We start from the raw sequence: 24,121 nt of genomic DNA, 5'->3' as shown, positions 1-24,121 counted from the left end.
GGCCTCCGGGGCAACCCTTCAAACTTACCCGCCTCAAGCTTGGGAGTCAAACCCGCGAACCAGCCTTCAGACCGTCCAGATTCAACCCGCTTGGTGTCAGCGGTTCCTACCCACCAAAGCCTACCGGACGAACCAGTGTGCTTCGGACCTTCTCTCAACCCCGGGACCGGCCTGCTTCGCGTCGCGATCACTCGCTCTGCGGTGGTGTCCGTTCCTCCCTGTCGGGCTGACAAAGAGAACATTAACCGGGGCTCGGCGGAAAACACAAATCCGTCCACCCCGGAGAGTGCTGAAGGGGCGGATCCCGTTGTGTCACAACGAGATCCGCCCCTTCAGAAGCCCTCAGAGAGCCGATGCGTGCCTGCCGGCGTGCTCAGCCTCGCCTGGCTGCCGCGAGGTTGCGCCGCCCGCGCTTGATCACCGCAACGGCGCCGTGCAGGAAGTCGTCCTCAGCCAGCACCTGGTCGGGGTCGGTGACCTTGACGTTGTTGAGCGAGGCGCCCCCCTCACCGATGGCGCGACGCGCCCCGTTGCGGGAGTCGACGAGCCCCACGGCAACGAGCGCGTCGACGAGGGAGGTGCCCACCTCGACGTCCGCACCCGGCAGCTCGGCCGTCGCGTCGCCGAGGGTGCGCGCATCGAGTCCCGCGAGATCGCCCTTGCCGAACAACGCCTCTGACGCCGCCTGCACCGCTGCGGTCGCGTCGGCACCGTGGACGAGCGTCGTCACGTCTGCCGCGAGGATGCGCTGAGCGGTGCGCCGGAAGGGCTCCTCCGCCACCTGCTTCTCGAGGTCGGCGATCTCGTCGGGCGTGCGGTCGGTGAACACCTTGAGCAGCTTGACCACCGACGCGTCCTCCACGTTGATCCAGTACTGGAAGAACGCGTACGGGCTCGTCATGTCGGCACTCAGCCACACGGCGTTGCCTTCCGACTTGCCGAACTTCGTGCCGGCGGCGTCGGTGAGCAGCGGCGTCGTGAAGCAGTGCACCGACTTCCCCTCCACCCGGTGCACGAGGTCGACCCCGGCCGTGAGGTTGCCCCACTGGTCGGCGCCGCCGGTCTGCAACGTGCACCCGTGCGACCGGTAGAGCTCGAGAAAGTCGAGCGCCTGCAGGATCTGGTAGCTGAACTCGGTGTACGAGATGCCCTGCTCGCTCTCGAGCCGGGCGGCCACCGCGTCCTTGCGCACCATCTGGTTGACGCGGAAGTGCTTGCCGATGTCGCGCAGGAAGTCGAGCGCGCTGATCGGCGCCGTCCAGTCGAGGTTGTTGACGAGGAGCGCCGCGTTGTCGCCCTCGAAGTCGAGGAAGGGGCGCACCTGCTCCTGGATGCGCGCGACCCAGTCGGCCGTCTGCTCCTTCGTCTTGAGCAGCCGCTCCGACGTGGGCCGCGGGTCACCGATGAGGCCGGTGGACCCGCCGACGAGGCAGATGACCCGGTGCCCGGCCCGCTGGAAGTGCCGCAGCACCACGAGCTGCACCAGGTTGCCGAAGTGCAGCGACGGCGCGGTCGGGTCGAACCCGCAATACAGCGTGAGGGGTCCCTCAGCGAGTGCTTCGCGCAGCGCCGCCTCGTCGGTGGACTGTGCCACCAGGCCGCGCCACTGCAGCTCGTCGAAGATGTCCGTCACGGGTATCGGTGTCCTCTCTGTCGGGCGGGCTCGCTGCCCGCCGCTGCCAAGCCTGCCGTATGCCGCCCTGCCGCAGCCACCGAGTACCGCCCGTTGGCCGAGGGCCACCGTGAACGCCGCAGGCTCGTCCGTCGTCAGCGTCGCTTGCGCACGACGCCCGGCCGGTACGCCGACACGCTGGGCTCACCGTCGACCCAGAAGCGCCAGGGGTAGACGGTGCCGTCGCCTCCCGGTCCGCTGACCCCGACACGCGGCCCCACGCGTACGTCGGCAGGGGCCACGCGCTCCCCCGCGCTCACGACGAGGTCGATGGGCTCGCCGATGGGCGGCCGGCAGAAGTCGAGGCCGGTCTGCTCACGGCCCATCGCCATGGCCTGGCCGAGCCGGCCGGGGCCGCGCGCCCAGTCGCGCTCACGCACGGGTCCCCTGCGGCCCCGGACGAGGTCGTGGCCTTCGAGCACCTCTCCGGCACGGACGAGCACCGCAGAGGCGGTGCCGACCTCGCCGACCACGAGGTTGACGCACCAGTGGTGGCCGTACGTGAAGTAGACGTAGGTGAAGCCTGCCGGCCCGAACATCGGGCGGGTGCGAGGGGTCACGCCGCGGTACGCGTGCGACCCCGGGTCGAGCTCACCGGCATACGCCTCGAGCTCGGTGAGGCGCAGCGTGACCCCGCCGTACGAGAGGTGGCGACCGAGCAGGTCTGGCGCAACCTCCACCGACGGGCGGGCGAAGAAGTCCCGTGGCAGGCGTTCGTCGGCGCTCACGTCGTCACCGTAAACCGCAGGCGCCGCCGGTCGAAGAGCCGGGGCGTCAGACTCCGGCGTCGGCCCAGGCTCGGGCGAGTGCCGTCCGCTCGGTGGCGGCGACGAGCTGCTCGCCGACCCGGACCGGTGCCGTGCCACCCACGGCATCGCGGGAGGCGAGCGAACCCTCCACCGAAAGGACGCTTCGCACCTCGGGCGTCAGGTGCTCGCTGATGCGCCCGAAGTCGTCGTCGGTGAGGTCCCACAGCTCGATTCCGCGGGCCTCGCAGTCGCGGACGCACGCCCCGGCCACCTCGTGGGCGACCCGGAACGGCACGCCCTCGCGCACGAGCCACTCGGCGATGTCGGTGGCGAGCGCGAAGCCCTGCGGTGCCAGGGACTCGAGCCGGTCGGTGTGGAACGTCAGGGTTGCGACCATCCCGGAGAACGCCGGAAGGAGCACCTCGAGGGTGTCGACCGCGTCGAAGACGGGCTCCTTGTCCTCCTGGAGGTCGCGGTTGTACGCGAGGGGTAGCGCCTTGAGCGTCGTGAGGAGGCCCGCGAGGTCGCCGACGAGGCGACCGGCCTTGCCGCGCGCGAGCTCCGCGACGTCGGGGTTCTTCTTCTGCGGCATGATGCTCGACCCCGTGGAGTAGGCGTCGTCGAGCGTGACGAAGGAGAACTCCTTGGTGGCCCAGATGACGACCTCCTCGGCGAACCGGGAGATGTCGACGGCCGTCATCGCCGCGACAAACGCGAACTCGGCCACGAAGTCGCGCGACGCCGTGCCGTCGATGGAGTTCTCGACGGCACGGGCGAAACCGAGGTCCTTCGCGACGAGCTCGGGGTCGAGCCCCAGCGAGGACCCGGCGAGGGCGCCGGAACCGTAGGGCGAGGCGTCGGTGCGGGCATCCCAGTCGCGCAGGCGGTCGACGTCGCGCAGCAGCGCCCAGGCGTGCGCCAGCAGGTGGTGGCTGAGCAGCACCGGCTGCGCGTGCTGCAGGTGGGTGCGACCGGGCATCGAGACCCCGAGGTGCCCTTTCGCCTGCGCCAGGAGGGCGTCGACGACGTCGAGGACGAGGCCGCCCACGACCCTGGCGTGCTCGCGCAGGTACATCCGGAACAGGGTCGCCACCTGGTCGTTGCGCGAGCGCCCCGCGCGGAGTCGGCCGCCGAGGTCGGGTCCGACCCGCTCGATGAGCCCCCGCTCGAGAGCCGTGTGGACGTCCTCGTCGTCCTCGGCCGGCACGAAGACGCCCGAGACGACGTCGGCCTCCAGCCTGTCGAGGCCGTCGAGCATGCCTGTGAGGTGTTCCTGCGTCAGCAGGCCGGCGGCGTGGAGCACCCTCGCATGGGCCCGCGACCCCGCGATGTCGTGGGGGGCCAGACGCCAGTCGAAGTGGGTGCTCTTCGACAGCGCGGCGAGGGCCTGGTCGGGACCACCGGCGAAGCGGCCGCCCCAGAGGCTGACGCGGGCGGCGGTCTGCTCGCCGGTGCCGGTGGGGGCGTCGGTGGTCATCGGTGGTGCCTCCTGCAGTGGGACGGAGTGGTGGTCGTGGGTCCGGTCAGTCGCGGGTGCCGACGAGGGCCTGGAGCCGCGCGGCCACCGTGACCGCCTGCTCGGCGCCGGCCGTGACGATCATGATCGTGTCATCGCCGGCGATGGTGCCGACGACCTCGGGGTCCCGGGCCTGGTCGATGGCCGACGCGAGGTAGTTTGCGGCGCCCGGCGGGGTGCGGAGCACGACGAGGCTCTGCGCCGGCGTCGCCGACACGAGCAGCTCCTCGCACGTGCGGCGCAGGCGAGCCGAGGCGGCGTCGCCGATCGACCCGACGGCGGTCACCTCTCCGCCATCGCCCGGGACGGCATACACGAGCGCACGCCCGCGGCGCACCTTCACGGCGCCGAGCTCGACGAGGTCGCGCGACAGGGTCGCCTGGGTGACCTCGGTGCCTTCGGCCACGAGCAGGTCGGACAGCTCGCCCTGGCTGTGGACGGCGTTGGCGCCGAGGAGCTCGACGATGCGGCGCTGACGCTGGGTGCGGCTCACGGCGTGGCTTCCGTCGCCCGAGCGGCCTCGAGGATCGCCGGCAGGGCGTCGAGGAAGCCGCCCAGCTCGCTCTCGGAGATGACGAGCGGCGGCGCGAGACGGATGGCCGTCGGGGTGACGGCGTTGACGATGAAGCCGGCCTCGCGCGCGGCCGCCATCACCGCCGCCGCCGGTATGCCGTCGAGCTCGATCGCGCGCAGCAGCCCACGCCCGCGGGTGCCGGCGACGCCGTCGACGTGGAGGTCGTCGAGCAGGGCGCCGACCTCGCGGACGTGCTCGAGAAGGCCGTCGCGCTCGATGGTGTCGAGCACGGCGAGGCCCGCGGCGCACGCGAGCGGGTTGCCGCCGAACGTGGTGCCGTGCTGGCCTGCGGCCAGCAGACCGGTGACCGCGGGACCGAACGTCACGAGGGCGCCGATGGGCACGCCGCCGCCGAGGCCCTTGGCCAGGGTCATCGCGTCGGGGACCACGCCAGAGGGCTGGTGGGCGAACCAGTCACCGGTGCGGCCGATGCCGGTCTGGATCTCGTCGAGCACGAGCAGCGCCCCGTGCCGTGACGTGACCTGCCGCGCTGCCTGCAGGTAGTCGGCCGTGAGCTCGCGCACGCCGGCCTCGCCCTGGATCGGCTCGAGGAAGACCGCGGCCGTCGTCTCGTCCACCGCCGCCGTCAGGGCCTCGACGTCGTTGGGCGGCACGAAGACCACGCCGGGGATGAGCGGCTCGAAGGGCTCGCGGTAGGCAGCCTTGTGGGTGAGGGCCAGGGCCCCTGTCGACCGCCCGTGGAAGGAGCCCTCGAGCGCGACGATGCGGCTACGGCCGGTGCGGCGCGACAGCTTGACCGCCGCCTCGGTGGCCTCCGTGCCGGAGTTGGCGAAAAACACCCCGGAGCCGGCCGGGGCGGCGCTCACGGACAGGATCCGCTCGGCGAGCGCGATGGCTGGTTCGGACGTGAAGAAGTTCGAGACGTGGATCGCCGACTCCGCCTGCTTGGCGACCGCCTGCACCAGTGCCGGGTGGCCGTGCCCGAGCGCGTTGACGGCGATGCCCGAGAGCAGGTCGAGGTAGCGCTTGCCGTCGACGTCGGTCACCCAGCAGCCGTGGCCCTCGGCGAGGACGAGCTGCGGGGTGCCGAAGACCTGCACCATCGCGCCGGCGTAGCGCCCGAGCAGGTCGCTTCCGGTGGTCATGCGTCCTCCTCGGTGGAGCGGCCGGACTCGCCGGACTCGCCGGACTGGCCTGACTGGTCAGGCCCGCGCAGCGAACCGGTGATCTCGGGCAGCACCATGGTGCCGATCCCCTCGTCGGTGAAGATCTCGAGCAGGATCGAGTGCGGCTTGCGCCCGTCGACGACGTGCGTCTGCGGCACCCCGCCCTCGACGGCGCGGATGCAGGCCTCGAGCTTGGGGACCATGCCGTGGTCGACGCGTGAGAGCAGCTCGCGCGCCGCGCTCACCGTGATCGTCGAGAGCAGCGAGCTGCGGTCGGGCCAGCTCGCGTAGATGCCCTCGACGTCGGTCAGGACGACGAGCTTCTCGGCGCCGAGCGCGACGGCGATGGCCGCCGCTGCGGTGTCGGCGTTGACGTTGAGCACCTGGCCGTCGACGTCGAGGTCGGGCGCCACGGTGGAGACGACCGGCACGCGCCCGGCGTCGAGGATGTCGATGATCGCCGAGGGGTTGACGCTCTCGACGTCACCGACGAGGCCGAGGTCGACCTCCTCGCCGTCGACGACGGTGCCGCGGCGCCGGGCCCCGAGGAGGCCGGCGTCCTCACCGGAGAGACCGACCGCGATGGGCCCGTGCTGGTTGAGCAGTCCGACGAGCTCGCGCCCCACCTGACCGGTGAGCACCATCCGCACGACGTCCATCACCTCGGGCGTGGTGACCCGCAGTCCCCCCTTGAACTCGCTCTCGAGCCCGACGCGCTCGAGCATGGCCTTGATCTGCGGGCCGCCGCCGTGCACCACAACCGGGCGCAGGCCGGCATACCGGAGGAAGGCGATGTCCTCGGCGAACGCGGCCTTGAGCTCGTCGTCGACCATGGCGTTGCCGCCGTACTTCACGACCACCAGCGCGCCCCGGAACCTCTCGAGCCAGGGCAGCGCCTCGACGAGCGTGGCGGCCTTGCCGGCTGCGACCCGGATGGCGGCGGCGTCGATGAGACCGCGCAGGTTGCCCTGCGTGGAGCTCTGGCGTGTGGCGTTGCGGCTCATGTGCTGTAGGCCGAGTTCTCGTGGACGTAGTCGTGGGTGAGGTCGTTCGTCCAGACCGTGGCGGTCTCGGGCCCGGCGTGGAGGTCGACGAGGACGTGGACCTCGCGTGGCGTGAGGTCGACGAGAGCGCGGTCGTCGCCGACGCCGCCGGCCCGACACACGCGTACGCCGTTCATCGTCACGTCGAGGGCTGCAGGGTCGAACGCAGCCTTGGTGGTGCCCACGGCCGCGAGGACGCGGCCCCAGTTGGGGTCGTTGCCGAAGATCGCGCACTTGAACAGGTTGTTGCGGGCCACGGCGCGGGCCACCTCGAGGGCCTCGTCGACCGTGGCGGCCCCAGTCACCTCGATGGCGATGTCGTGTGCCGCACCCTCGGCGTCCGCGATGAGCTGCCGCGCGAGGTCGGACGAGACGGCCGTCAGGGCCTCGGTGAGGGCTGCCAGGTCGACGCGCACGCCAGAGGCTCCGGAGGCGAGGACGACCACGGTGTCGTTGGTCGACATGCAGGCGTCGGAGTCGATGCGGTCGAAGGAGACGGCGGTGGCGGAGCGCAGGGCTGCGTCGAGGTCGGCGGGATCGACGACGGCGTCGGTGGTGAGGACGACGAGCATCGTGGCGAGCGCGGGAGCGAGCATGCCGGCCCCCTTGGCCATGCCGGACACCGACCATCCCTCACCGTCGTGTGCGGCGACCTTGTGCACGGTGTCGGTGGTCTTGATGGCGACCGCGGCCGCCTCGTGGCCGCCGGCCGACAGCGCGGCCGCAGCCGCGTCGGTGCCGGCGACGATCTTGTCCATCGGCAGGAGCTCGCCGATGAGGCCCGTCGAGCAGACGACGACGTCACCCGCGGAGACGCCGAGCACCTCGGCGACGTGCTCGGCGGTGCGGTGCGTGTCGAGGAAGCCCTGGGCGCCGGTGCAGGCGTTGGCGCCGCCCGAGTTGAGCACGACGGCGTCCACCCGGCCGTCGGCGACGACCTGCCGCGACCACGTGACCGGAGCCGCCTCGACCCGGTTGGTCGTGAAGACGGCCGCGGCGTGGTGGTCGGGGCCGTCGTTGACGACGAGGGCCAGGTCGGGGGTGCCGCTGGCCTTGAGTCCTGCGGTGACCCCGGCAGCCCGGAAGCCGGCGGGGAGCTGCACCCCGGGCGCGCTCACGGCGCCACCCCCGCCACCGGGAGGCCGAGGGTCTCGTCGAGGCCCAGGGCGATGTTGGCGCACTGCACCGCTGCGCCCGCCGTGCCCTTGGTGAGGTTGTCGACGGCCGAGACGACCACGACACGGCGGAGGCGCTCGTCGACCGCGACCTGGAGCTGGACGTGGTTGCTGCCGATGACGGAGGCGGTGGTGGGCCAGGAGCCCTCGGGGAGCACGTGGACGAAGGGCTCTGCCGCGTATGCCTTCTCCCAGGCCTCGCGCACTGCGGCCGGGTCGGCGTCGGGCCGCAGCCGGGCCGTGCAGGTTGCCAGGATGCCGCGCGGCATGGGAGCGAGCGTCGGCGTGAACGAGACGGTGACCGGCTCACCCGCCGCCCGACCGAGGTTCTGCTCGATCTCCGGGGTGTGCCGGTGCCCACCGCCGACCCCGTACGGCGACATCGAGCCCATCACCTCGCTGCCGAGCAGGTGCGGCTTGAGGGACTTGCCGGCGCCGGACGTGCCCGAGGCGGCGACCACGACGACGTCGTCGGGCTCGAGCAACCCAGCGGCGAAGCCGGGGGCCAGGGCGAGCGAGATGCCCGTGGGGTAGCAGCCGGGGACGGCGATGCGCCGTGCGCCGGCGAGCCTCTCGCGCTGCACCGAGCCGGCCGGCCCGGGGAGCTCAGGAAGCCCGTAGGGCCACGAGCCGGCATACGCCGTGTCGTAGAAGGTGGTCCATGCCGACTCGGACTCGAGTCGGAAGTCGGCGCCGCAGTCGATGACGACGAGGGACTCGGGAAGCTGCGCCGCGAGCGCGGCCGAGTGACCGTGCGGCAGCGCGAGGAAGACCACGTCGTGACCCGACAGGATCTCGACGGTGGTGGCCTCCAGCACACGGTCGGCGAGTGGCACGAGATGCGCGTGCACCGCCCCCAGCCGCTCCCCCGCGCTGCTCGCCGCCGTGACGGCACCGACCTCGAACTGCGGGTGGGCGAGCAGCAGCCGGAGGATCTCTCCTCCGGCGTAGCCGCTCGCCCCCGCTACTGCTGCCCTGATCACAATGCATGACTATACACGATCATGCATATTCGTGCATGGCTGGCCTCAGCGCTGGACGGCTCCGGTCGCCGAGGCCGCAGCCGCCACGGCCGCGTCGCGGAAGCCGTTGACCTCGTCGGTGGTCAGGGTGCGGTCGGGCGCGCGGAACGTCAGCCGGTAGGCCAGTGACTTGCGGCCCGCCTCGACGTGTTCGCCCTCGTAGACGTCGAACAGGGCGACCGACTCGAGCGCCTCCCCCGCGCCGGAGCGCAGGGCGGCCTCGACGTCCGCCGCTGCGACGTCGGCACCGACGAGCAGGGCCACGTCGGTGAGTGCCGGCGGGAACGTCGAGAACGGGCGCGCCTGGACCGGTTCGACGCTGGCGGCGACGAGGACGTCGACGTCGATCTCCGCCGCCACCGTGCGCTCGGGCAGCTCGAGCGCGGCCAGCACCTTCGGATGCAGCTCGCCGGCATGACCCAGGAGGGTGCCGTCGGGCAGGGAGATACGCGCGCACCGGCCGGGGTGCCACGGTGCGTGACCGGCGTCGTTGGCGACGACGATCGGCACCGCGAGCGCCGCCGCGACGGTCTGGACCGCAGCCACCATGTCGCTCCAGTCGGCCGCGCGTCCGGGGCCCCACCACCCGGCGGGCTCGGCCTGGCCGGTCGCGAGGATGCCCGCACGGCGCGGCTGGGCCGGCACGGCGGCATACAGTCGCTCGAGGGTCTCGGCGTCTGGACGAGCCGCCACGCTCGGGATCGGCGCGGTGCCCAGCGGCCCGCCGGGGCGGAAGACGAGCCCCAGCTCGTAGATCGCGACGTCCTTCTGGCCGCGGGCCACGTTGCGGCGCAGCGTGTCGACCAGGCTCGCCAGGATCGAGGTGCGCAGCAGCGGCCGCTCCTCGGAGAGCGGGTTGGCCAACCGGACCGCCTGTCGGCGGTCGTCGTCGGCGGGGAGCATCAGCTGGTCGGCGAGCCCCTCGCCGACGAAGGGGTAGCTGAGCACCTCGGTGAGACCGGCACCCGCGAGGGCGTCCGCCACGACGCGACGGGCTCTCTGCGCATGAGTCAGGCCACGACCCTCGGTCGGAGTCGGCGTGATCGACGGGATGTTGTTGTAGCCGTCGATCCGCGCGACCTCCTCGGCGTAGTCCGGCGCGTCGACGAGGTCGGGCCGCCACGAGGGCGGCGTCACGAGCACGTGCAGGTCGTCGCTGCCTGCCGCGTGCTCGTCGACGGCGCAGCCGAGGTCACGCAGGATGCCGACGACCCGCTCACGGGAGTAGTCGACGCCGACGATGCGGGCCGGCTCGGTGACGTCGAGGCGGTAGGCGACGCGGTCGGTCGTGCGGTCGACGTCGGTCACGCCGTCGTCGGCGGTGCCACCGCCGTGCTCGACGAGGAGGTCGACGGCGAGCTGCGCGGCGGCCGCGGTCACCTTCGGGTCGACGCCCCGCTCGAACCGCTTGGAGGCCTCGGTGATGAGCCGGTGGCGCCGGGAGGAGCGCGCGACCGTGGTGGGGTCGAAGTGCGCGGCCTCGATGAGCACGTCGGTGGTGGTGTCGGACACCTCGGACGAGGCACCGCCCATGACGCCGGCGATCGCGAGCGGCAGCTCTCCGCCGTCGGTGATGAGCAGGTCGTCGAGGTGCAGCGTGCGCTCGACGTCGTCGAGCGTCGTGAGCTTCTCGCCCCCGCGCGCCCTGCGCACGACGACCGAGCCGGAGAGCCTGTCGACGTCGAAGGCGTGCAGCGGCTGGCCGACGGCGAGCATGACGTAGTTGGTCACGTCGACGGCCAGCGAGATCGGCCGCATGCCCGCCTGCGTCAGCCGTCGGCCCATCCACGCCGGCGTCTGTCGTGTCGGGTCGATGCCGCGGACGATGCGCGCGACGTAGCGGTCGCAGCCCTCGTTGCCGTCGATCGGCGAGTCGTCCTTGAGCTCGACGGTGTAGCCGTCGCTGTTGGCCTCGGGGGTCGCCACGTCTGCGGGGTCACGGAAGCCGCCCTCGGGGCTGCCCTGGGCGTGCCAGTACTCGCGGGCCAGCCCGCGCAGCGAGAAGCAGTAGCCGCGGTCGGGGGTCACGTTGGTCTCGACGGTCTCGTCGGCGAGTCCCAGCAGGGCGATCGCGTCGTCGCCAGGGCTCAGGGTCGCTGCCCGGTCCTCGCCGAGCAGCCGGCTGAGCACGATGATGCCCTCGTGGTCGTGGCCCAGGCCGATCTCGTCCTCGGCGCAGATCATGCCGTTGGACATGCGGCCGTACGTCTTGCGTGCCGAGATCTCGAAGCCGCCGGGCAGCACCGCGCCCGGCAGCACGACGACGACGAGGTCGCCGACCTCGAAGTTGACGGCTCCGCAGACGATCTCCTGGTGCCTGCCCTCGGTGAGCATCTGGCCGTTCTGCCCGACGTCGACGACGCAGTAGCGGATCGGCTTGCCGTTCTTCTGCACCTGCTCCTCGAGCTCGAGGACGCGCCCCACGACGAGCGGACCGGTGATGTCGCCCCCGTGGAGGTCCTCCTCCTCGAGGCCGACGCGGACGAGGCTCGCGGCGACGTCGGCGCCCCGCGCCCCGGGCGCGAGGTCGGTGTACTCGGCGAGCCAGCTCAGCGGCGTACGCATGTCAGGCCCCCATCCCGAACTGCTGCGAGAAGCGCGTGTCGCCCTCGACGATCTCGTGCATGCCCTGGACGCCGTGGCGCAGCTGCAGCGCGCGCTCGATGCCCAGCCCGAAGGCGAAGCCGGAGTAGACGTCGGGGTCGATGCCGCACGTCCGCAGCACCTTGCGGTTGACCATGCCGGAGCCTCCCAGCTCGATCCAGCCGGAGCCGCCGCAGGTGCGGCACGGCTCGGCGCTGCCCCAGGTCTCCTCGCCGTGGCAGGCGAAGCAGAGGAAGTCGGTCTCCATGCTGGGCTCGGTGAAGGGGAAGTAGTTGGCGCGCACCCGCGTGCGGGTCTCAGCCCCGAACATGATGCGGACGAAGGCGTCGAGCGCGCCGCGCAGGTGGGCCATCGTCAGGCCCTTGTCGATGGCGAGGCACTCGATCTGGTGGAACACCGGCGTGTGCGTCGCGTCGAGGTCATCGGTGCGGAACACCTTGCCCGGCGCCACGATGTAGATCGGCGGTTCCTTCTCGAGCATGGTGCGGATCTGGACCGGGGAGGTCTGGGTGCGCAGGACGAGGCCCGAGTCCACCGGGTCGAGGAAGAAGGTGTCCTGCATCTGGCGCGCAGGGTGGTCGGGGCCCAGGTTGAGGGCGTCGAAGTTGAGCCACTCGCTCTCGAGCTCGGGACCCTCTGCGACTTCCCAGCCCATGCCGACGAACGCGTCGACCAGGCGCTGCGCCACGAGCTCGATCGGGTGCCGCGCACCCGTCGGACGACGCAGGGCGGGGACGGTGACGTCGACGCGCTCCTCGACGAGGATCCGCTCGTCGCGCTCGACCTCGAGCTCGGCCTGCCGCGCCGAGAGTGCCTGGCCCACTCGCCCACGAGCCTGGCCGACGCGCTTGCCCGCCTCGGCCTTGGCGCTCGGAGGCAGCGCGCCGATCTCGCGGTTGGCCAGCGCGAGCGGGCTCTTCTCGCCCTGGTGCGCGATGCGCACGGCCTTGAGGTCGTCGAGCGAGGCGGCGGCCGCGATCGCGGCGAGGGCCTCCTGAACGGCTGAGTCGACGTTGGCCGGGTCGAGCGCTGAGACCTCGACCGGGTCGTAGTTCGTGTTGGGTCCGGACATCGGCGTGCGTTCGCTGCTCTCGCTCGGTGGGGGTCTCGCTGGGGTCGGTTCTGGGCAGTCAGTCTAGGGGCGGCGCCAAATCTGCCTGCCGCCCGCCCGGCCCGCGGTCAGCTTCCGAAGGCCTCGGGCAGCCCAGCGGGCAGGCGCACCACGAAGCGGGCGCCGCCGGCGTCGCTGTCGCACACGCGCACCGTGCCGCCGTGTGCCTCGACCAGACCGCGGACGACGTACAGGCCCAGGCCGGTGCTCGCGTTGGACGGCCCGTGCCAGAAGCGGCCGAAGATCTTCTCGCGGTCGGCGGGGGGTATGCCGTCGCCCTCGTCGTCGACCTCGACGACGACCGACTCCGGTGAACCGTCGAGCTCGCCGCCACGGTCGAGGGTCACCGTGACCCGTCCGTCTCCGTGGAGAAGGCCGTTCTCGATGAGGTTGAAGAAGATCTGCTCGAGGCGGTCCGTGTCGGCCCACATCTCGGGCAGGCCGTCGGCCGTGGCCTGAACGCCCAGCCGCAGGCGGACCGTGCCGGTCGAGCGACCGAGCTCGTAGCGCACCATGTGCTTCGACAGCAGGGCGTGCAGGTCGACCGGCCCTCGACGCAGGTTGAGGTTGTCGGAGTCGAGGCGAGAGATGTCGAGCAGCTCGGTGATCAGCCGGGTGAGGCGGGTCGCGTCGGCCTCGATGGTCTCGATCATGAGGCGCTTCTGCTCGTCGGTGAAGCGCTCCCAGCGTCGCAGCAGGCTGCTGGTGAACCCCGTGACCGACGTCAGCGGCGCACGCAGCTCGTGCGCGACCGTCGAGAGCACCGTGGCCTGGTCGCGCTCGGCGCGCTGGCGCGCCTCGGCGTCGCGCAGGCCGAGCATGACCCGCGCCACGGCGCCGCCCGGTTCGCTGCGGATGTAGCGGGCGGTGACGAGGACGTCGTGGCCCTTGGGCGCGACGAGCAGCTTCTCGCGATGGCCGGGCCGGCTGGCGAGCCCGTTCCACGGGTCGGTGTGCGCCCACCAGTCACGGCCGTACTTGTCGGTGAACGGCAGGCCCTCGTCGAGCGGCCTGCCCTCGAGGTCAGCCCTGTCGCACTCGAGGATGCGCAGCGCCTCGGAGTTGGCGAAGCGGATGCGGCGGTCGCCGCCCACGACGACGAGCCCGTCGGGCAGCATCTCGCCCATCTGTGCGACCGGGGCGACGGAGGCCGGCGTCTCGGGAAGGTCGGAACCGGTCCCGTCGGTGGTCATGGGTCCGAGGATAGCCACGGGTCCGCGTGGATCGGGGTCAGCGGCGGGTGCGGCGCGCCTCGGCCGAGGCGTACAGGCACACGGTGGCCGCCATGGCGAGGTTGAGGGACTCAGCGTGCCCGTAGATCGGGACGCGCACCACGTCGTCGCACGCGTCGCGGGTCTCCTGGGGCAGGCCCCACGCCTCGTTGCCCATCACCCACGCGTGCGCGCCGCCGAGGTCGGTGTCGTGCAGCAGCGTGGTGCCGACCCCGTCGGCGGCGAGCAGCCGGATGCCGCGCGCCCTGAGGGCAGCGAGGATCGCGGGGACCGTGGACCCCGTGCTCACCGGCAGGTGCCAGAGGGAGCCGACGGTCGAGCGGACGACCTTGCTGTTGTAGATGTCGACGCTCGCGTCGCTGACCACCACGGCGTCGGCACCGGCCGCGTCGGCCCCCCGGATGACCGTGCCGGCGTTGCCGGGGTCGCGCACGTTGGTGAGGACGCACACCAGCGCGTCGGTGGGGAGGCCCGCCAGGGCTTCCTCGAGTGGGACGTCGAACACCCGGCATACGGCCGCGATGCCCTGCGGGGACTCGGTGTCGCCCATGGCCGCGAGCACCTCGGCGGTCACCTCGTGCACCCACAGCTCGGCGGACCGGGCCGCCTCGACGATGGCCGTATGCCGTTCGGCGGCGTCGGGCGTCACGTACACGTCGCGCACGAGATCGGGACGGAACGCCACCGCCTCACGGACGGCCTGCGGCCCCTCGGCGAGGAACTCGCCCGTGCGCGAACGCACCGAGCGCCGGGACAGCGCCCGGACTGCCTTGACCCGATCGGATCGGGGGTTGGTCAGCACGGGGCGTCCCGGCGCTCGGTCTGCGCTGTGGTGGTCAGAGCGGCGGCGTCGCTCAGGCGGCGTCGCCGGCCTTGGCGTCGGCCTGGGCCGGCACGTTGGCGCGCGAGAGCTCGACGAGCGCGGTGAAGGCCGGCGCGTCGTTGACGGCGAGGTCGGCAAGGATCTTGCGGTCGACCTCGACCCCGGCGGCCTTGAGGCCCTGCATGAACCGGTTGTAGGTCATGCCGTTGGCGCGGGCCGCAGCGTTGATGCGCTGGATCCAGAGGCGACGGAAGTCACCCTTCTTGGCGCGACGGTCACGGTAGGCGTAGCCCAGCGAGTGGGTGACCTGCTCCTTGGCCTTGCGGTAGAGACGCGACCGCTGACCGCGGTAACCGCTCGCGCGCTCGAGAACGACGCGACGCTTCTTCTGGGCGTTGACCGCCCGCTTCACGCGTGCCACGTGAATACTCCTTCTCTGCTTGGTGCAGTGCTTCGTGCTGCTGGCTTACCGGGGACCCGGCTGCTCAGCGAGATGCTGACTGTTGGGGGTCCCGGCTCACTTGCCGAGGAGCTTCTTGGCCTTCTTGGCGTCCGGCTTGGCGAGCTCGACGTCGTTCGCGATGGAACGCATCTTCTTGCTCGACTTGTGCTCGAGCAGGTGGCGGCCGCCGGCCTGCTCGCGCATGACCTTGCCGGTGCCCGTCAGGCGGAAACGCTTCTTCGCACCGCTGTGCGTCTTCATCTTCGGCATGGGGGCCGATCTCCTTCGTGTTGCGTGCGTCAGTGGACGTACGTGGTCTGTCGTGCCGGTTGCTCGAGACTGTGCTCGGGCCTCCGGCGGGTCATCGTGGGCCGATCACTCGGCGGCTGCGGTGGCCTCGTCGGTCTGCGGGGCGTCGGTCTGCGGGGCGTCGGCCGGTGCGGCTGCGGCCGGTGCGGCTGCGGCCGGTGCGGCTGCGGGCTGCGGAGTGTCGGCCTGGGCGGCCGCTTCCTGCTCGTCCGCCTCCGGGCGCTGGTCGTGCTGCTCCCGCGAGCGGCGCTGCTCGGCCTTGGCCTCGGCCTTCTTCTTGGTCGGGCCGATCACCATGATCATGTTGCGGCCGTCCTGCTTCGGGGCCGACTCGACGAAGCCGAGCTCGGCGATGTCCTCGGCGAGGCGCTCGAGCAGACGGCGTCCGAGCTCGGGACGCGACTGCTCGCGTCCGCGGAACATGATCGTCACCTTGACCTTGTCGCCGGCCTTGAGGAACCGCTCGACGTGGCCCTTCTTGGTGCCGTAGTCGTGCGGGTCGATCTTCGGTCGGAGCTTGATCTCCTTGATGACGGTGTTGACCTGGTTCTTGCGCGCTTCCCGTGCCTTCATGGCGGCTTCGTACTTGAACTTGCCGAAGTCCATGAGCTTGGCGACCGGCGGCTTGGCCATGGGGGCCACCTCGACGAGGTCGAGGTTCGCCTCCTCGGCCAGACGCAGCGCGTCCTCGACGCGGACGATGCCGACCTGCTCGCCGTTGGGGCCAACCAAGCGCACTTCCGGGACCCGGATGCGCTCGTTGATGCGAGGCTCGCTGATGTGGTGCTCCTAAGTTCGAGAAATGGGTGACCAGACGGGTACTGCTGTCCTGCTGCGACCACAACGAGAAAAGGGCTCCCCGTGTGTGCACGAGGAGCCCAAGGGTCGCGTATGCCGGACGGTCGCCGTCGCGTCACACGGCTCGGCACGCACACCGCGGCAGCGGCACGCCTGTCGAGCAGACCTTGACCCGGCAACCGTGAGGTCGACGCGGGTGGAAGCGAGCTTCTCTTTGCACGTCGTCACCCGACTCCGCCGGAGCGGGAACAGGGTGACGGCTGGTCAGTGCTCCATGTTAGCAGCCGGGACGCCTCGCTCCGAATCGGCCCCGAGCGGCACCGGGCCCGCCGGTTCGGTCGGCTCGGTCGCCGTGGTCGCCTCGTCGGCCTCGGCGGTCGCCGCGCTGCGGCGACCCGCCGCGACGAGCCCAGCCCCGGCGACGACGACCCCGACGAGCGAGACGACGACGAACCCCCACGCCCACCCGCCACGGTCGATGGCGAAGCCGGCGAGAGGCGCCCCGAGCGCCGAGCCGGCCGTCATCGCCGAGCCGTGCCAGCCCATCATCTCGCCTCGGAAACGCTCGGGAACGAGTCTGCTCAGCTGCTCCACCGTCGCCGTGATGGTCGGGGCGCAGAGCAGGCCCGAGAGCGTGACGAGCACGGCAAAGGTCGGCACGCCGACGGCGAGGGCGACGGGCAGCGTGAGCGCCGCGAGCCCGCCGAGGAGCCAGAACACCGAGAACGACCGGTGCCAGGCGCCGTAGACGAGGCCACCGACCAGCGAGCCGGCGCCCCAGAGGGCGAGGACCCAGCCGATCGACTGGGTGGCGTCGAAGCTGCGGAGGGCTGCGACGATCGAGACGTCGGTGCCGCTGAGCACGAGGGTGGAGCAGGCCGCCGCGAGGTAGACGGCCGCGACGGGCACGGTGATGAAGCCGCGGACCGCTCGCGACCTGGGCGGCCGCGCGGCCTCTGCCTCGTCGTCGGGACCCGCCTCGGCGTTGGCGATCGCGTCGGCGCGGGCGCTCTCGCCCTCGTCGGTGGCCGGCGTCGACGTCTCGGACGTCAGAGGCGGGTTGACGAGCCACAGCACGAACCCCGCCGCGACCGAGGTGAGCTCGCAGATCAGCAACGCCCAGCCGGTGTCGTGGGTCGTGGCGAGCCAGACCCCGATGGCGGGTCCGACCATGAAGGAGAGCTCGGTGGCCGACGAGTCGAGCGAGAGGGCAGTGCGCCGCTGCTCGGGCGGGACCGATCGGATGATGACCTGTCGCAGGATCGAGAAGGTCGGCACGACGAAGAGGCCGGCGAGCGCCGCGAAACCGATGAGGGGGGCGTAGTCGACCCACGGTGCGATGGACCAGCAGACCGCCTGGACCACGAGCGAGGGCCCGACGGTGCGCCGAAGGCCGATGCGGTCGAGCAGGCGCCCGCGCCAGGGCCCGGAGATCGCGACGGCGATGGTCGAGGCTGCCGTGACCAGGCCGGCCTCGCCGTAGCTGCGGCCGAGGGACGACACGACGTGGAGGGTGAGGATGACGCCCCCGGCCCACATCGGCACCCGGATGAAGAAGCCCAGCAGCAGGGCGCCGCGCGTATCGCGGTTGGCCAGCACCGGCCGGTAGGCCCCGAGATCCATGACGCCAGCCTGTCACCCCGCACCGACAGGACGCACGCGCGTTTCGCGCTCGTGGCCATGCGCGTCCTCGGGGTCCTGTCGGGGTCCTCGTCGGGTCCTGTCGGGGTGCCGTCGTGGTCCCGCGTGGTCGCGTCGTCGGCGTCGTAGCGGAGGCGGCCAGACGGCATACGCCTGGGTCTTGTGACGGGTGGGCGACAGGAGAAGGGTGGGGTCATGGCAAAGACGCCCGGCAGATCAGACCTTCCTGCGGCCCCCAACCCCGCCTCGCCGCAGGACATCCGCAACGTCGTGCTGGTCGGACCCGGCGGGGCCGGCAAGACCGCACTCTTCGAGGCGCTCGTGGCGGCGCGCGTGCCCGGTCAGCGCACCGGCACCACCGACCACGTGCGCACCACCACCCTCACCGCAGCCTCGTTCGAGTCGGGTCAGGTCACGCTGAACCTGCTGGACACCCCCGGCTACCCCGACTTCGTCGGTGACCTGAGAGCCGGGCTCCGAGCCGCCGACGCCGCCGTGTTCGTCATCTCGGGTGCCGATGACATCGACCGCCCGGTCTCGTTGCTGTGGCGCGAGTGCGCAGCCGTGGGAATGCCCCGCGCCGTCGTCGTCACGCACCTCGACCAGCCCCGCGCCGACTTCGCGGCCACCGTCGAGACGTGCCGCCGCACGTTCGGCGACGCTCGCGCCACCCACTGGCCCACCATGACCGCCGGTGAGGTCACCGGGGTCGTCGGCCTGCTCACGGGCGAGACGTCCGTGGAGCACGAGGACGCCAGGTCGGCCCTGATCGAGTCGGTCATCGAGGAGTCCGAGGACGCCACGCTGCTCGACCGCTACCTCGAGGGCGAGACCATCGAGACCGAGTCCCTGCTCACCGACCTGCGCGCCGCGATCGCGCAGGGCACCTTCTTCCCCATCGTCCCGGTGTCGCCGCTCACCGGCGCGGGTGTCGAGGAGCTGCTCGGCATGGTCGAGCGCGCCTTCCCCGACCCGACCGTGCACCCGCTGCCCACGGTGACCAGCCCGGCCGGCGGGGCCATCACTGGGGTCGCGTGCGATCCCAGCCAGCCGCTCGTGGCCGAGGTCGTGAGGACCACCACCGACCCGTACGTCGGGCGCCTCTCGCTCGTGCGCGTGTTCTCCGGCACCCTCCGGGTCGACGAGACGGTTCACGTGTCGGGCCACCTCGGCGACTTCGTCGGTCACGAGGTGACGGGCCACCCCGCGCACGACGACGACGAGCGCGTCGGTCCGCTCGCATCGCCCTTCGTCGACGGCCACCGACCACGCGGCACCGCCATCGCCGGCGACCTGGCTCTGGTGTCGAAGCTGACGCGGGCCGAGACGTCGGACACGCTCTCGTCGCTCGAGCGGCCTGCGGTCGTGGCTCCGTGGCTGCTGCCCGAGCCACTGCTCCCCGTGGCGATCCGCGCGGCGACGAAGTCCGACGAGGACAAGCTGGCCGCAGCCCTCCAGCGTCTCGTGGCCGAGGACGTCACGGTGCGGCTCGACCACTCCGCGGAGACCGAGCAGGTCGTGCTCTGGACCATGGGGCAGGCGCACGTCGACGACCTCATCGGGCAGCTCGCCGAGCGCTACGGGGTGACGGTGGCGGCCGAGCCCTACCGCACTGCGCTGCGTGAGACCTTCGTGCGCAAGTGCAGCGTTCAGGGCCGCCACGTCAAGCAGTCCGGCGGGCACGGTCAGTACGCCGTGTGCTCGATCGAGATCGAGCCGCTCCCCCGCGGGTCGGGCTTCGAGTTCGTCGACAAGGTGGTCGGCGGCTCCGTTCCGCGCCAGTTCATCCCCTCGGTCGAGAAGGGGGCGCGGATGCAGCTCGAGAAGGGCCTGCTCACCGGCCACCCCGTCGTCGACGTGCGCGTGACCCTCACCGACGGCAAGGCCCACTCCGTCGACTCGTCGGACGTCGCGTTCCAGACGGCGGCAGCGCTCGCGCTCAAGGAGGCCGCCAACGAGTCGACGATGGCGCTGCTCGAGCCGATCGACCGGGTCGACATCACGATCGCCGACGAGTACCTCGGTGCCGTCATGTCAGACCTGCGCGGCCGGCGCGGCCAGGTGCTCGGCACCGAGCCCGCCGACGAGATGGGCCCGGAGGGCGGCTGGACGGTCGTGCACGCCGAGGTGCCGCAGGCCGAGCTGTCGCGCTACCCGATCGACCTGCGCTCGGTGTCGCACGGCACCGGCTCGTTCGCGCGCGAGCCGGTGCGCCACGACCTGCTCCCGGCCGACAAGCTGCGCGACCTCCTCAAGGCCTGAACGCCGCCGAAAGGCCTCCCCCTTCATCCAATCGAGAGAACGCTCCGTCACGTGACGGAGCGTTCTCTCGATTGGATGAAGGGGGGTAACGCGTGTGCGGGGTCCGCCGGCTCAGAGGCGGACGACCATCTTGCCGGTGTTCTCGCCGCGCAGGACGCCGAGGAACGCGTCGACGGCGTGGTCGAGGCCGTCGGCGAAGGTCTCGCGGGAGGTCAGCGAGCCGTCCGCGATCCACCCGGCCGCCCGCTGCGCGTACTCGCCGCCGAGGTCCCAGTGGTCTCCGACGAGGAAGCCGGTGATCGTGCCGCGGGTCTGGATGAGCCGCGCCAGGTTGCGCGGGCCGGGCGCCGGCTCGGTGTCGTTGTAGACCGAGATGGCGCCGCAGACCGCGATGCGGCCGCCGAGGCGCAGCGAGCCGATGGCGGCCTCGAGGTGCTCGCCTCCGACGTTGTCGAAGTAGACGTCGATGCCGTCGGGAGCGGCCTCGCGCAGGAGGGTGGAGACCTTGCCGTCCTTGTAGTTGAACGCGGCGTCGAAGCCGAGGTCGTTCAGCAGGTGGTCGATCTTCTCCTGCGACCCCGCACTCCCGATGACCCGGCTGGCACCGAGTGCCTTCGCGACCTGGCCGACGACGGAGCCGACGGCCCCGGCCGCGCCGGAGACGAAGACGACGTCGCCCTCCTTGATCTTGGCGATGCGGGTGAGGCCGGCGTATGCCGTCAGGCCGGTCATGCCGAGCACGCCGAGGTACGCCGACGCCGGGGCCACCGAGGTGTCGACGACTCGGACGGCCGTGCCGTCGAGGACGGCCTGCTCGCGCCATCCGAGACCGTGCAGCACGTGGTCGCCCACGCTGATGCCGTCAGCCCGCGACTCGGTCACGACGCCGACGGCGCCGCCGTGCATCGCCTCGCCGAGCGCGTACGGCTCGGCGTACGACTTGGCGTCGCTCATGCGGCCGCGCATGTACGGGTCGACCGACATGACCTCGTTGCGGACGCGGACCTGGCCGTCGGCGAGGTCGACGGGTGCGCTCTCGACGAGGGCGAAGTCGTCGGGCTTGGGCCAGCCGACGGGGCGGCTGACGAGCTGTACCTCACGGGGGGTGGTCATCGGATCTCCTTGTACGACAGTGGTTCTGGGGTTGGTGGGTGCGTGGTGTCAGTCGATGATGATCTCGACGGGGATGTTGCCGCGCGTCGCGTTGGAGTAGGGGCACACCTGGTGGGCGACCTCGACGAGCTCCCGACCGAGCTGGGCGTCGATGCCCTCGGGCAGCTCGACGTGCAGGACGACGGCGAGGCCGAAGCCGGTGCTCGAGGAGCCGCTGAGGCTCACGTCCGCGGTGACCGCGACGTCGAAGTCCTCCACCCGGCGCTTGCGCGCGACCAGACCCAGGGCGCTCGCGAAGCACGCGGCATACCCGGCCGCGAAGAGCTGCTCGGGGTTGGTGCCCTCGCCGCTGCCGCCGAGCTCGCGGGGCGCCGCGAGGGTGACGTCGAGGCGGCCGTCGGTGCTGACGGCGCGTCCCTCGCGGCCGGAGGCGGTGGCGGAGGCGACGTACTGGGCGGTCTGGGTGGCGGTGGTCATGTGGCTCCTCAGTCAAGGAATGGTCAGCAATTAAGTTGTGCGCAATTTGATAGTACGCTTGAGCCATGAGCCCGTCCAATCCGACCACCGCGGCCGGCCACCTGAGCCTCGAGCAGCAGATCTGCTACGCCATGCACACCACCGTGCGCGCCTTCGACGCGGTCTACCGAGAGCTGCTCGGCGAGCACGGGCTCTCCTACCCCCAGTACATCGCCCTCATGGGTGTCGGTGAGCACGGCCCGCTGACCGTGAGCGGCCTCGGCGAGCTCATGCACCTGGACTCCGGCACGCTCTCCCCCCTGCTCAAGCGCATGGAGAAGGCCGGGCTCGTCGGGCGCGCACGCGACCCCGAGGACGAGCGCCGCGTGCTCGTCTCCATCACCCCGACGGGCCGCGACCGACTTGCCGCCCTGGGGGACGTCCCCCTCGAGATCGCGAGGCGCAGCGGCCTGACGCGGGGCCAGCTCGTCGACCTCCACCGCACGCTTCGCGACGTCACGGCGGCGCTGCAGGACCCCGACGTCCCCACCTGAGCAGCGCGACCGCCGCGACCGCTGCGACCGCACAGTGCAGCCGCCCCCGCCGTTCGCGGCGGGGGCGGCTGCGTGTGTTCAGGCGGTCGGCAGACGTCGGGGCGACACCAGGTCGCTCAGGCGCTGCTGCTGCGCCCGTGCCCAGAGCACCCGCGGGACGACGACGGGTGCGAGGACGAGCAGGACCTCGAGCACGACCATCTCAGTAGATGTTGCTCGGACGGACGAGACCTTCGGCCAGGTCACCGAAGCCGGGTGCGTAGATGGCGCCCGGGTTGCCCATGACCTCCTCGACGATCGCGGTCTCGGTCGTGATGATGAGCCCGGCGATGGACGCGGACGCCTCGAGGGCCGCCCGGGTCACCTTGAGCGGGTCCATGACCCCCGCCTCCAGCATGTCGCCGTAGTGCCCGGTCACGGCGTCGAACCCGTGGCCGATGGGCAGCGCCGCCACACGGGAGACCACCTCGTCGCCGTCGTACCCGGCGTTGATGGCGATCCACCGCAGCGGCTCGACGAGTGCCCGTCGCACGATCTCGCGTCCCACCGCGTCGTCACCGGTCAGCTCGATGCGCGACACCGCGTCCTGCGCCTGGGTCAGTGCCGTGCCACCGCCGGCGACGATGCCCTCCGCGAGCGCCGCCCGGGCCGCGGCCAGGGAGTCCTCGACCCGGAGCATGCGCTCCTTGAGCTCGACGCTGGTCGCTCCCCCGACGTTGATCACGGCCACCCGACCCGTCATCCGCGCCAGCCGCAGCTGCAGGCTGTCCTGGTCGCCCTCGATCTTCGACCGCTCGAACTGCTTCTCCAGCTGGGAGATCCGCGCGTCCACGAGCGCCGGGTCGCCATGGGCGCCGACGATGGTGGTCTCGTGCTCGGTGATCGTGATGCGGTCGCACGTGCCGAGGTCGGTGGCACTGATCTCGTGCAGCTCGATGCCGGTGTCGTTGGCCACGACCCGTCCACCGAGGGCGATGGCGAGGTCCTCGAGCTCGGCGAGGCGGCGGTGCCCGAACCCCGGGGCCCGGACGACGACCGACTGCATCGTGTGGTGCATGTTGCCGCCGACGAGCAGCTGCAGCGCCGGGCCGTCGACGTCCTCCGCGAGGATGACGAGCGGACGGTCGGCCCGCTTGGCCGCCTCGACGGTCGGCATGAGGTCCTGGACCTGGGTGATCTTCTTGTTCGTGAGGAGGATGACCGGGTTGTCGTAGACCGCCTCCATCTTCTCGCGGTCCGTGACCATGTACGGCGAGATGTAGCCGTGGTCGAACTCGATGCCGTCGACGACGTCGACCGAGAGCCCGAGCGTCTCCGACTCCTCGGTGGCGACGATGCCGTTCTTGCCGACCCGGGTCACCGCCTCCGCCACGGCCGAGCCGATGGCGTCGTCGTCGTTCGCGGCCAGGGTCGCGATGCGCTCGAGGGCCGCCTGACCGGTCACCTCAGTGGCCAGGCGGCGCAGGGTGTCGACGACGACGGGGACGGTCTGCTCGATGCCACGACGCACCCGCATCGGGTTGGCCCCGGCGTCGACGGCGCGGAGGCCCTCACGGACCATCGCCTGCGCGAGCACCGTCGCGGTGGTCGTGCCGTCGCCGACGACGCCGTTCGTCTTCATGGCGACCTCCTTGACGAGCTGGGCGCCCATGTTGGCGAACGGCTCCCGCAGCTGGATCTCCTTGGCGATCGTGACGCCGTCGTTGGTGATGGTGGGTGGCCCGGTGAGCTTCTCGAGCACCGCGTTGCGACCCTTCGGGCCGAGCGTCACCTTGACCGCGTCGGCGAGGGCGTTGACGCCGACCTCGAGCAGGCGGCGGGCTTCTTCGTTGAAGCGCAGTTCTTTTGCCATGGTCTTCAGTCCTTCGGGTGAATGGCGACGACGCTGCCCGGCCGGC

Annotated in this window: 22 protein-coding genes; 2 read left to right on the top strand and 20 right to left on the bottom strand. The window is 71.7% G+C overall.

Annotated features, from left to right (window positions below):
• Window positions 1–373 precede the first annotated feature (373 nt).
• From tyrS to AB4091_RS19455, 16 genes are all read right to left on the bottom strand, one after another.
• A complete protein-coding gene (tyrS, locus tag AB4091_RS19530; protein WP_442294086.1) occupies window positions 374–1,633 on the bottom strand; it encodes a tyrosine--tRNA ligase in 1,260 nt (419 codons plus the stop codon).
• A gap of 134 nt (window positions 1,634–1,767) precedes the next feature.
• The gene (locus AB4091_RS19525; RefSeq protein WP_442294084.1) at window positions 1,768–2,400 is read right to left on the bottom strand and encodes a DNA-3-methyladenine glycosylase; all 633 of its coding nucleotides are present in this window, start codon (window positions 2,398–2,400) and stop codon (window positions 1,768–1,770) included.
• A 46-nt stretch (window positions 2,401–2,446) separates the two neighbouring features.
• Entirely contained in the window at window positions 2,447–3,898 is a 1,452-nt protein-coding gene (gene argH, locus AB4091_RS19520; protein WP_442294082.1) for an argininosuccinate lyase, read from the bottom strand.
• A 46-nt stretch (window positions 3,899–3,944) separates the two neighbouring features.
• Window positions 3,945–4,430, bottom strand: coding sequence for an arginine repressor (argR, locus tag AB4091_RS19515; protein ID WP_442294080.1), 486 nt, complete (start codon window positions 4,428–4,430; stop codon window positions 3,945–3,947).
• On the bottom strand, window positions 4,427–5,617 hold the full coding sequence (locus AB4091_RS19510) for an acetylornithine transaminase (protein WP_442294078.1): 1,191 nt from the start codon (window positions 5,615–5,617) through the stop codon (window positions 4,427–4,429). The genes argR and AB4091_RS19510 overlap by 4 nt, the downstream gene beginning before the upstream one ends.
• Window positions 5,614–6,642 (bottom strand): acetylglutamate kinase, encoded by a 1,029-nt coding sequence (argB, locus tag AB4091_RS19505; RefSeq protein WP_442294076.1) that lies wholly within the window; start codon window positions 6,640–6,642, stop codon window positions 5,614–5,616. Before argB ends, AB4091_RS19510 begins: the two co-directional genes overlap by 4 nt.
• A complete protein-coding gene (gene argJ / locus AB4091_RS19500) occupies window positions 6,639–7,799 on the bottom strand; it encodes a bifunctional glutamate N-acetyltransferase/amino-acid acetyltransferase ArgJ (RefSeq protein WP_442294074.1) in 1,161 nt (386 codons plus the stop codon). Before argJ ends, argB begins: the two co-directional genes overlap by 4 nt.
• Window positions 7,796–8,839, bottom strand: a complete 1,044-nt coding sequence (gene argC, locus AB4091_RS19495) for an N-acetyl-gamma-glutamyl-phosphate reductase (RefSeq protein WP_442294072.1) — start codon at window positions 8,837–8,839, stop codon at window positions 7,796–7,798. The genes argJ and argC overlap by 4 nt, the downstream gene beginning before the upstream one ends.
• A gap of 45 nt (window positions 8,840–8,884) precedes the next feature.
• A complete protein-coding gene (gene pheT, locus AB4091_RS19490) occupies window positions 8,885–11,443 on the bottom strand; it encodes a phenylalanine--tRNA ligase subunit beta (RefSeq protein WP_442294070.1) in 2,559 nt (852 codons plus the stop codon).
• 1 nt (window position 11,444) lies between these two features.
• On the bottom strand, window positions 11,445–12,554 hold the full coding sequence (pheS, locus tag AB4091_RS19485; RefSeq protein WP_442294068.1) for a phenylalanine--tRNA ligase subunit alpha: 1,110 nt from the start codon (window positions 12,552–12,554) through the stop codon (window positions 11,445–11,447).
• A 107-nt stretch (window positions 12,555–12,661) separates the two neighbouring features.
• Window positions 12,662–13,786 carry an ATP-binding protein gene (locus AB4091_RS19480; RefSeq protein ID WP_442294066.1) on the bottom strand — a complete coding sequence of 375 codons (1,125 nt, stop codon included), beginning with the start codon at window positions 13,784–13,786 and terminating at the stop codon, window positions 12,662–12,664.
• Between the two features lie 37 nt (window positions 13,787–13,823).
• Window positions 13,824–14,627, bottom strand: coding sequence for a TrmH family RNA methyltransferase (locus AB4091_RS19475; RefSeq protein ID WP_442294064.1), 804 nt, complete (start codon window positions 14,625–14,627; stop codon window positions 13,824–13,826).
• A gap of 52 nt (window positions 14,628–14,679) precedes the next feature.
• Window positions 14,680–15,069: a 50S ribosomal protein L20 gene (gene rplT, locus AB4091_RS19470; RefSeq protein ID WP_188031732.1), complete on the bottom strand. Its 390-nt coding sequence runs from the start codon at window positions 15,067–15,069 to the stop codon at window positions 14,680–14,682.
• Between the two features lie 96 nt (window positions 15,070–15,165).
• A complete protein-coding gene (gene rpmI / locus AB4091_RS19465; protein ID WP_020144695.1) occupies window positions 15,166–15,360 on the bottom strand; it encodes a 50S ribosomal protein L35 in 195 nt (64 codons plus the stop codon).
• A gap of 105 nt (window positions 15,361–15,465) precedes the next feature.
• Window positions 15,466–16,137, bottom strand: coding sequence for a translation initiation factor IF-3 (gene infC / locus AB4091_RS19460; RefSeq protein ID WP_442294062.1), 672 nt, complete (start codon window positions 16,135–16,137; stop codon window positions 15,466–15,468).
• A gap of 324 nt (window positions 16,138–16,461) precedes the next feature.
• The gene (locus AB4091_RS19455) at window positions 16,462–17,820 is read right to left on the bottom strand and encodes an MFS transporter (RefSeq protein WP_442294060.1); all 1,359 of its coding nucleotides are present in this window, start codon (window positions 17,818–17,820) and stop codon (window positions 16,462–16,464) included.
• Between the two features lie 213 nt (window positions 17,821–18,033).
• Between AB4091_RS19455 and AB4091_RS19450 the strand changes: the two genes are divergently transcribed.
• Entirely contained in the window at window positions 18,034–20,100 is a 2,067-nt protein-coding gene (locus AB4091_RS19450) for an elongation factor G-like protein EF-G2 (RefSeq protein WP_442294058.1), read from the top strand.
• Window positions 20,101–20,211: 111 nt separating this feature from the next.
• On the opposite strand, the gene AB4091_RS19445 is transcribed toward AB4091_RS19450, so the two are convergent.
• Both AB4091_RS19445 and AB4091_RS19440 read right to left on the bottom strand, forming a co-directional pair.
• The gene (locus AB4091_RS19445; protein WP_442294056.1) at window positions 20,212–21,213 is read right to left on the bottom strand and encodes an NADP-dependent oxidoreductase; all 1,002 of its coding nucleotides are present in this window, start codon (window positions 21,211–21,213) and stop codon (window positions 20,212–20,214) included.
• 48 nt (window positions 21,214–21,261) lie between these two features.
• Entirely contained in the window at window positions 21,262–21,690 is a 429-nt protein-coding gene (locus tag AB4091_RS19440) for an organic hydroperoxide resistance protein (protein WP_442294054.1), read from the bottom strand.
• 65 nt (window positions 21,691–21,755) lie between these two features.
• Here AB4091_RS19440 and AB4091_RS19435 point away from each other — a divergent pair, with 65 nt between their 5' ends.
• Window positions 21,756–22,223: a MarR family winged helix-turn-helix transcriptional regulator gene (locus tag AB4091_RS19435; protein ID WP_442294052.1), complete on the top strand. Its 468-nt coding sequence runs from the start codon at window positions 21,756–21,758 to the stop codon at window positions 22,221–22,223.
• Window positions 22,224–22,301: 78 nt separating this feature from the next.
• On the opposite strand, the gene AB4091_RS19430 is transcribed toward AB4091_RS19435, so the two are convergent.
• Together AB4091_RS19430 and groL are read right to left on the bottom strand one after the other, a co-directional pair.
• Window positions 22,302–22,424 (bottom strand): hypothetical protein, encoded by a 123-nt coding sequence (locus AB4091_RS19430; RefSeq protein ID WP_442294050.1) that lies wholly within the window; start codon window positions 22,422–22,424, stop codon window positions 22,302–22,304.
• Between the two features lies 1 nt (window position 22,425).
• Window positions 22,426–24,075, bottom strand: a complete 1,650-nt coding sequence (groL, locus tag AB4091_RS19425; RefSeq protein ID WP_442294048.1) for a chaperonin GroEL — start codon at window positions 24,073–24,075, stop codon at window positions 22,426–22,428.
• Window positions 24,076–24,121: the final 46 nt, after the last annotated feature.

The sequence above is a fragment of the Terrabacter sp. 2RAF25 genome (assembly GCF_052115265.1).
Taxonomy (GTDB): domain Bacteria; phylum Actinomycetota; class Actinomycetes; order Actinomycetales; family Dermatophilaceae; genus Terrabacter.
The sequence above is the reverse complement of the archived record's forward strand: the minus strand, read 5'-3'. Positions and strand labels throughout refer to the sequence as shown.

Excerpts from the sequence above, each read along its gene's own strand:
- AB4091_RS19435 (WP_442294052.1), top strand. The coding sequence starts at position 21,756 with ATGAGCCCGTCCAATCCGACCACCGCGGCCGGCCACCTGAGCCTCGAG.
- AB4091_RS19455 (WP_442294060.1), bottom strand. The coding sequence starts at position 17,820 with ATGGATCTCGGGGCCTACCGGCCGGTGCTGGCCAACCGCGATACGCGC.
- rpmI (WP_020144695.1), bottom strand. The coding sequence starts at position 15,360 with ATGCCGAAGATGAAGACGCACAGCGGTGCGAAGAAGCGTTTCCGCCTG.
- argB (WP_442294076.1), bottom strand. The coding sequence starts at position 6,642 with ATGAGCCGCAACGCCACACGCCAGAGCTCCACGCAGGGCAACCTGCGC.
- pheS (WP_442294068.1), bottom strand. The coding sequence starts at position 12,554 with ATGTCCGGACCCAACACGAACTACGACCCGGTCGAGGTCTCAGCGCTC.
- AB4091_RS19450 (WP_442294058.1), top strand. The coding sequence starts at position 18,034 with ATGGCAAAGACGCCCGGCAGATCAGACCTTCCTGCGGCCCCCAACCCC.
- AB4091_RS19480 (WP_442294066.1), bottom strand. The coding sequence starts at position 13,786 with ATGACCACCGACGGGACCGGTTCCGACCTTCCCGAGACGCCGGCCTCC.
- pheT (WP_442294070.1), bottom strand. The coding sequence starts at position 11,443 with ATGCGTACGCCGCTGAGCTGGCTCGCCGAGTACACCGACCTCGCGCCC.
- groL (WP_442294048.1), bottom strand. The coding sequence starts at position 24,075 with ATGGCAAAAGAACTGCGCTTCAACGAAGAAGCCCGCCGCCTGCTCGAG.
- AB4091_RS19445 (WP_442294056.1), bottom strand. The coding sequence starts at position 21,213 with ATGACCACCCCCCGTGAGGTACAGCTCGTCAGCCGCCCCGTCGGCTGG.
- AB4091_RS19440 (WP_442294054.1), bottom strand. The coding sequence starts at position 21,690 with ATGACCACCGCCACCCAGACCGCCCAGTACGTCGCCTCCGCCACCGCC.
- AB4091_RS19510 (WP_442294078.1), bottom strand. The coding sequence starts at position 5,617 with ATGACCACCGGAAGCGACCTGCTCGGGCGCTACGCCGGCGCGATGGTG.
- argH (WP_442294082.1), bottom strand. The coding sequence starts at position 3,898 with ATGACCACCGACGCCCCCACCGGCACCGGCGAGCAGACCGCCGCCCGC.
- AB4091_RS19430 (WP_442294050.1), bottom strand. The coding sequence starts at position 22,424 with ATGGTCGTGCTCGAGGTCCTGCTCGTCCTCGCACCCGTCGTCGTCCCG.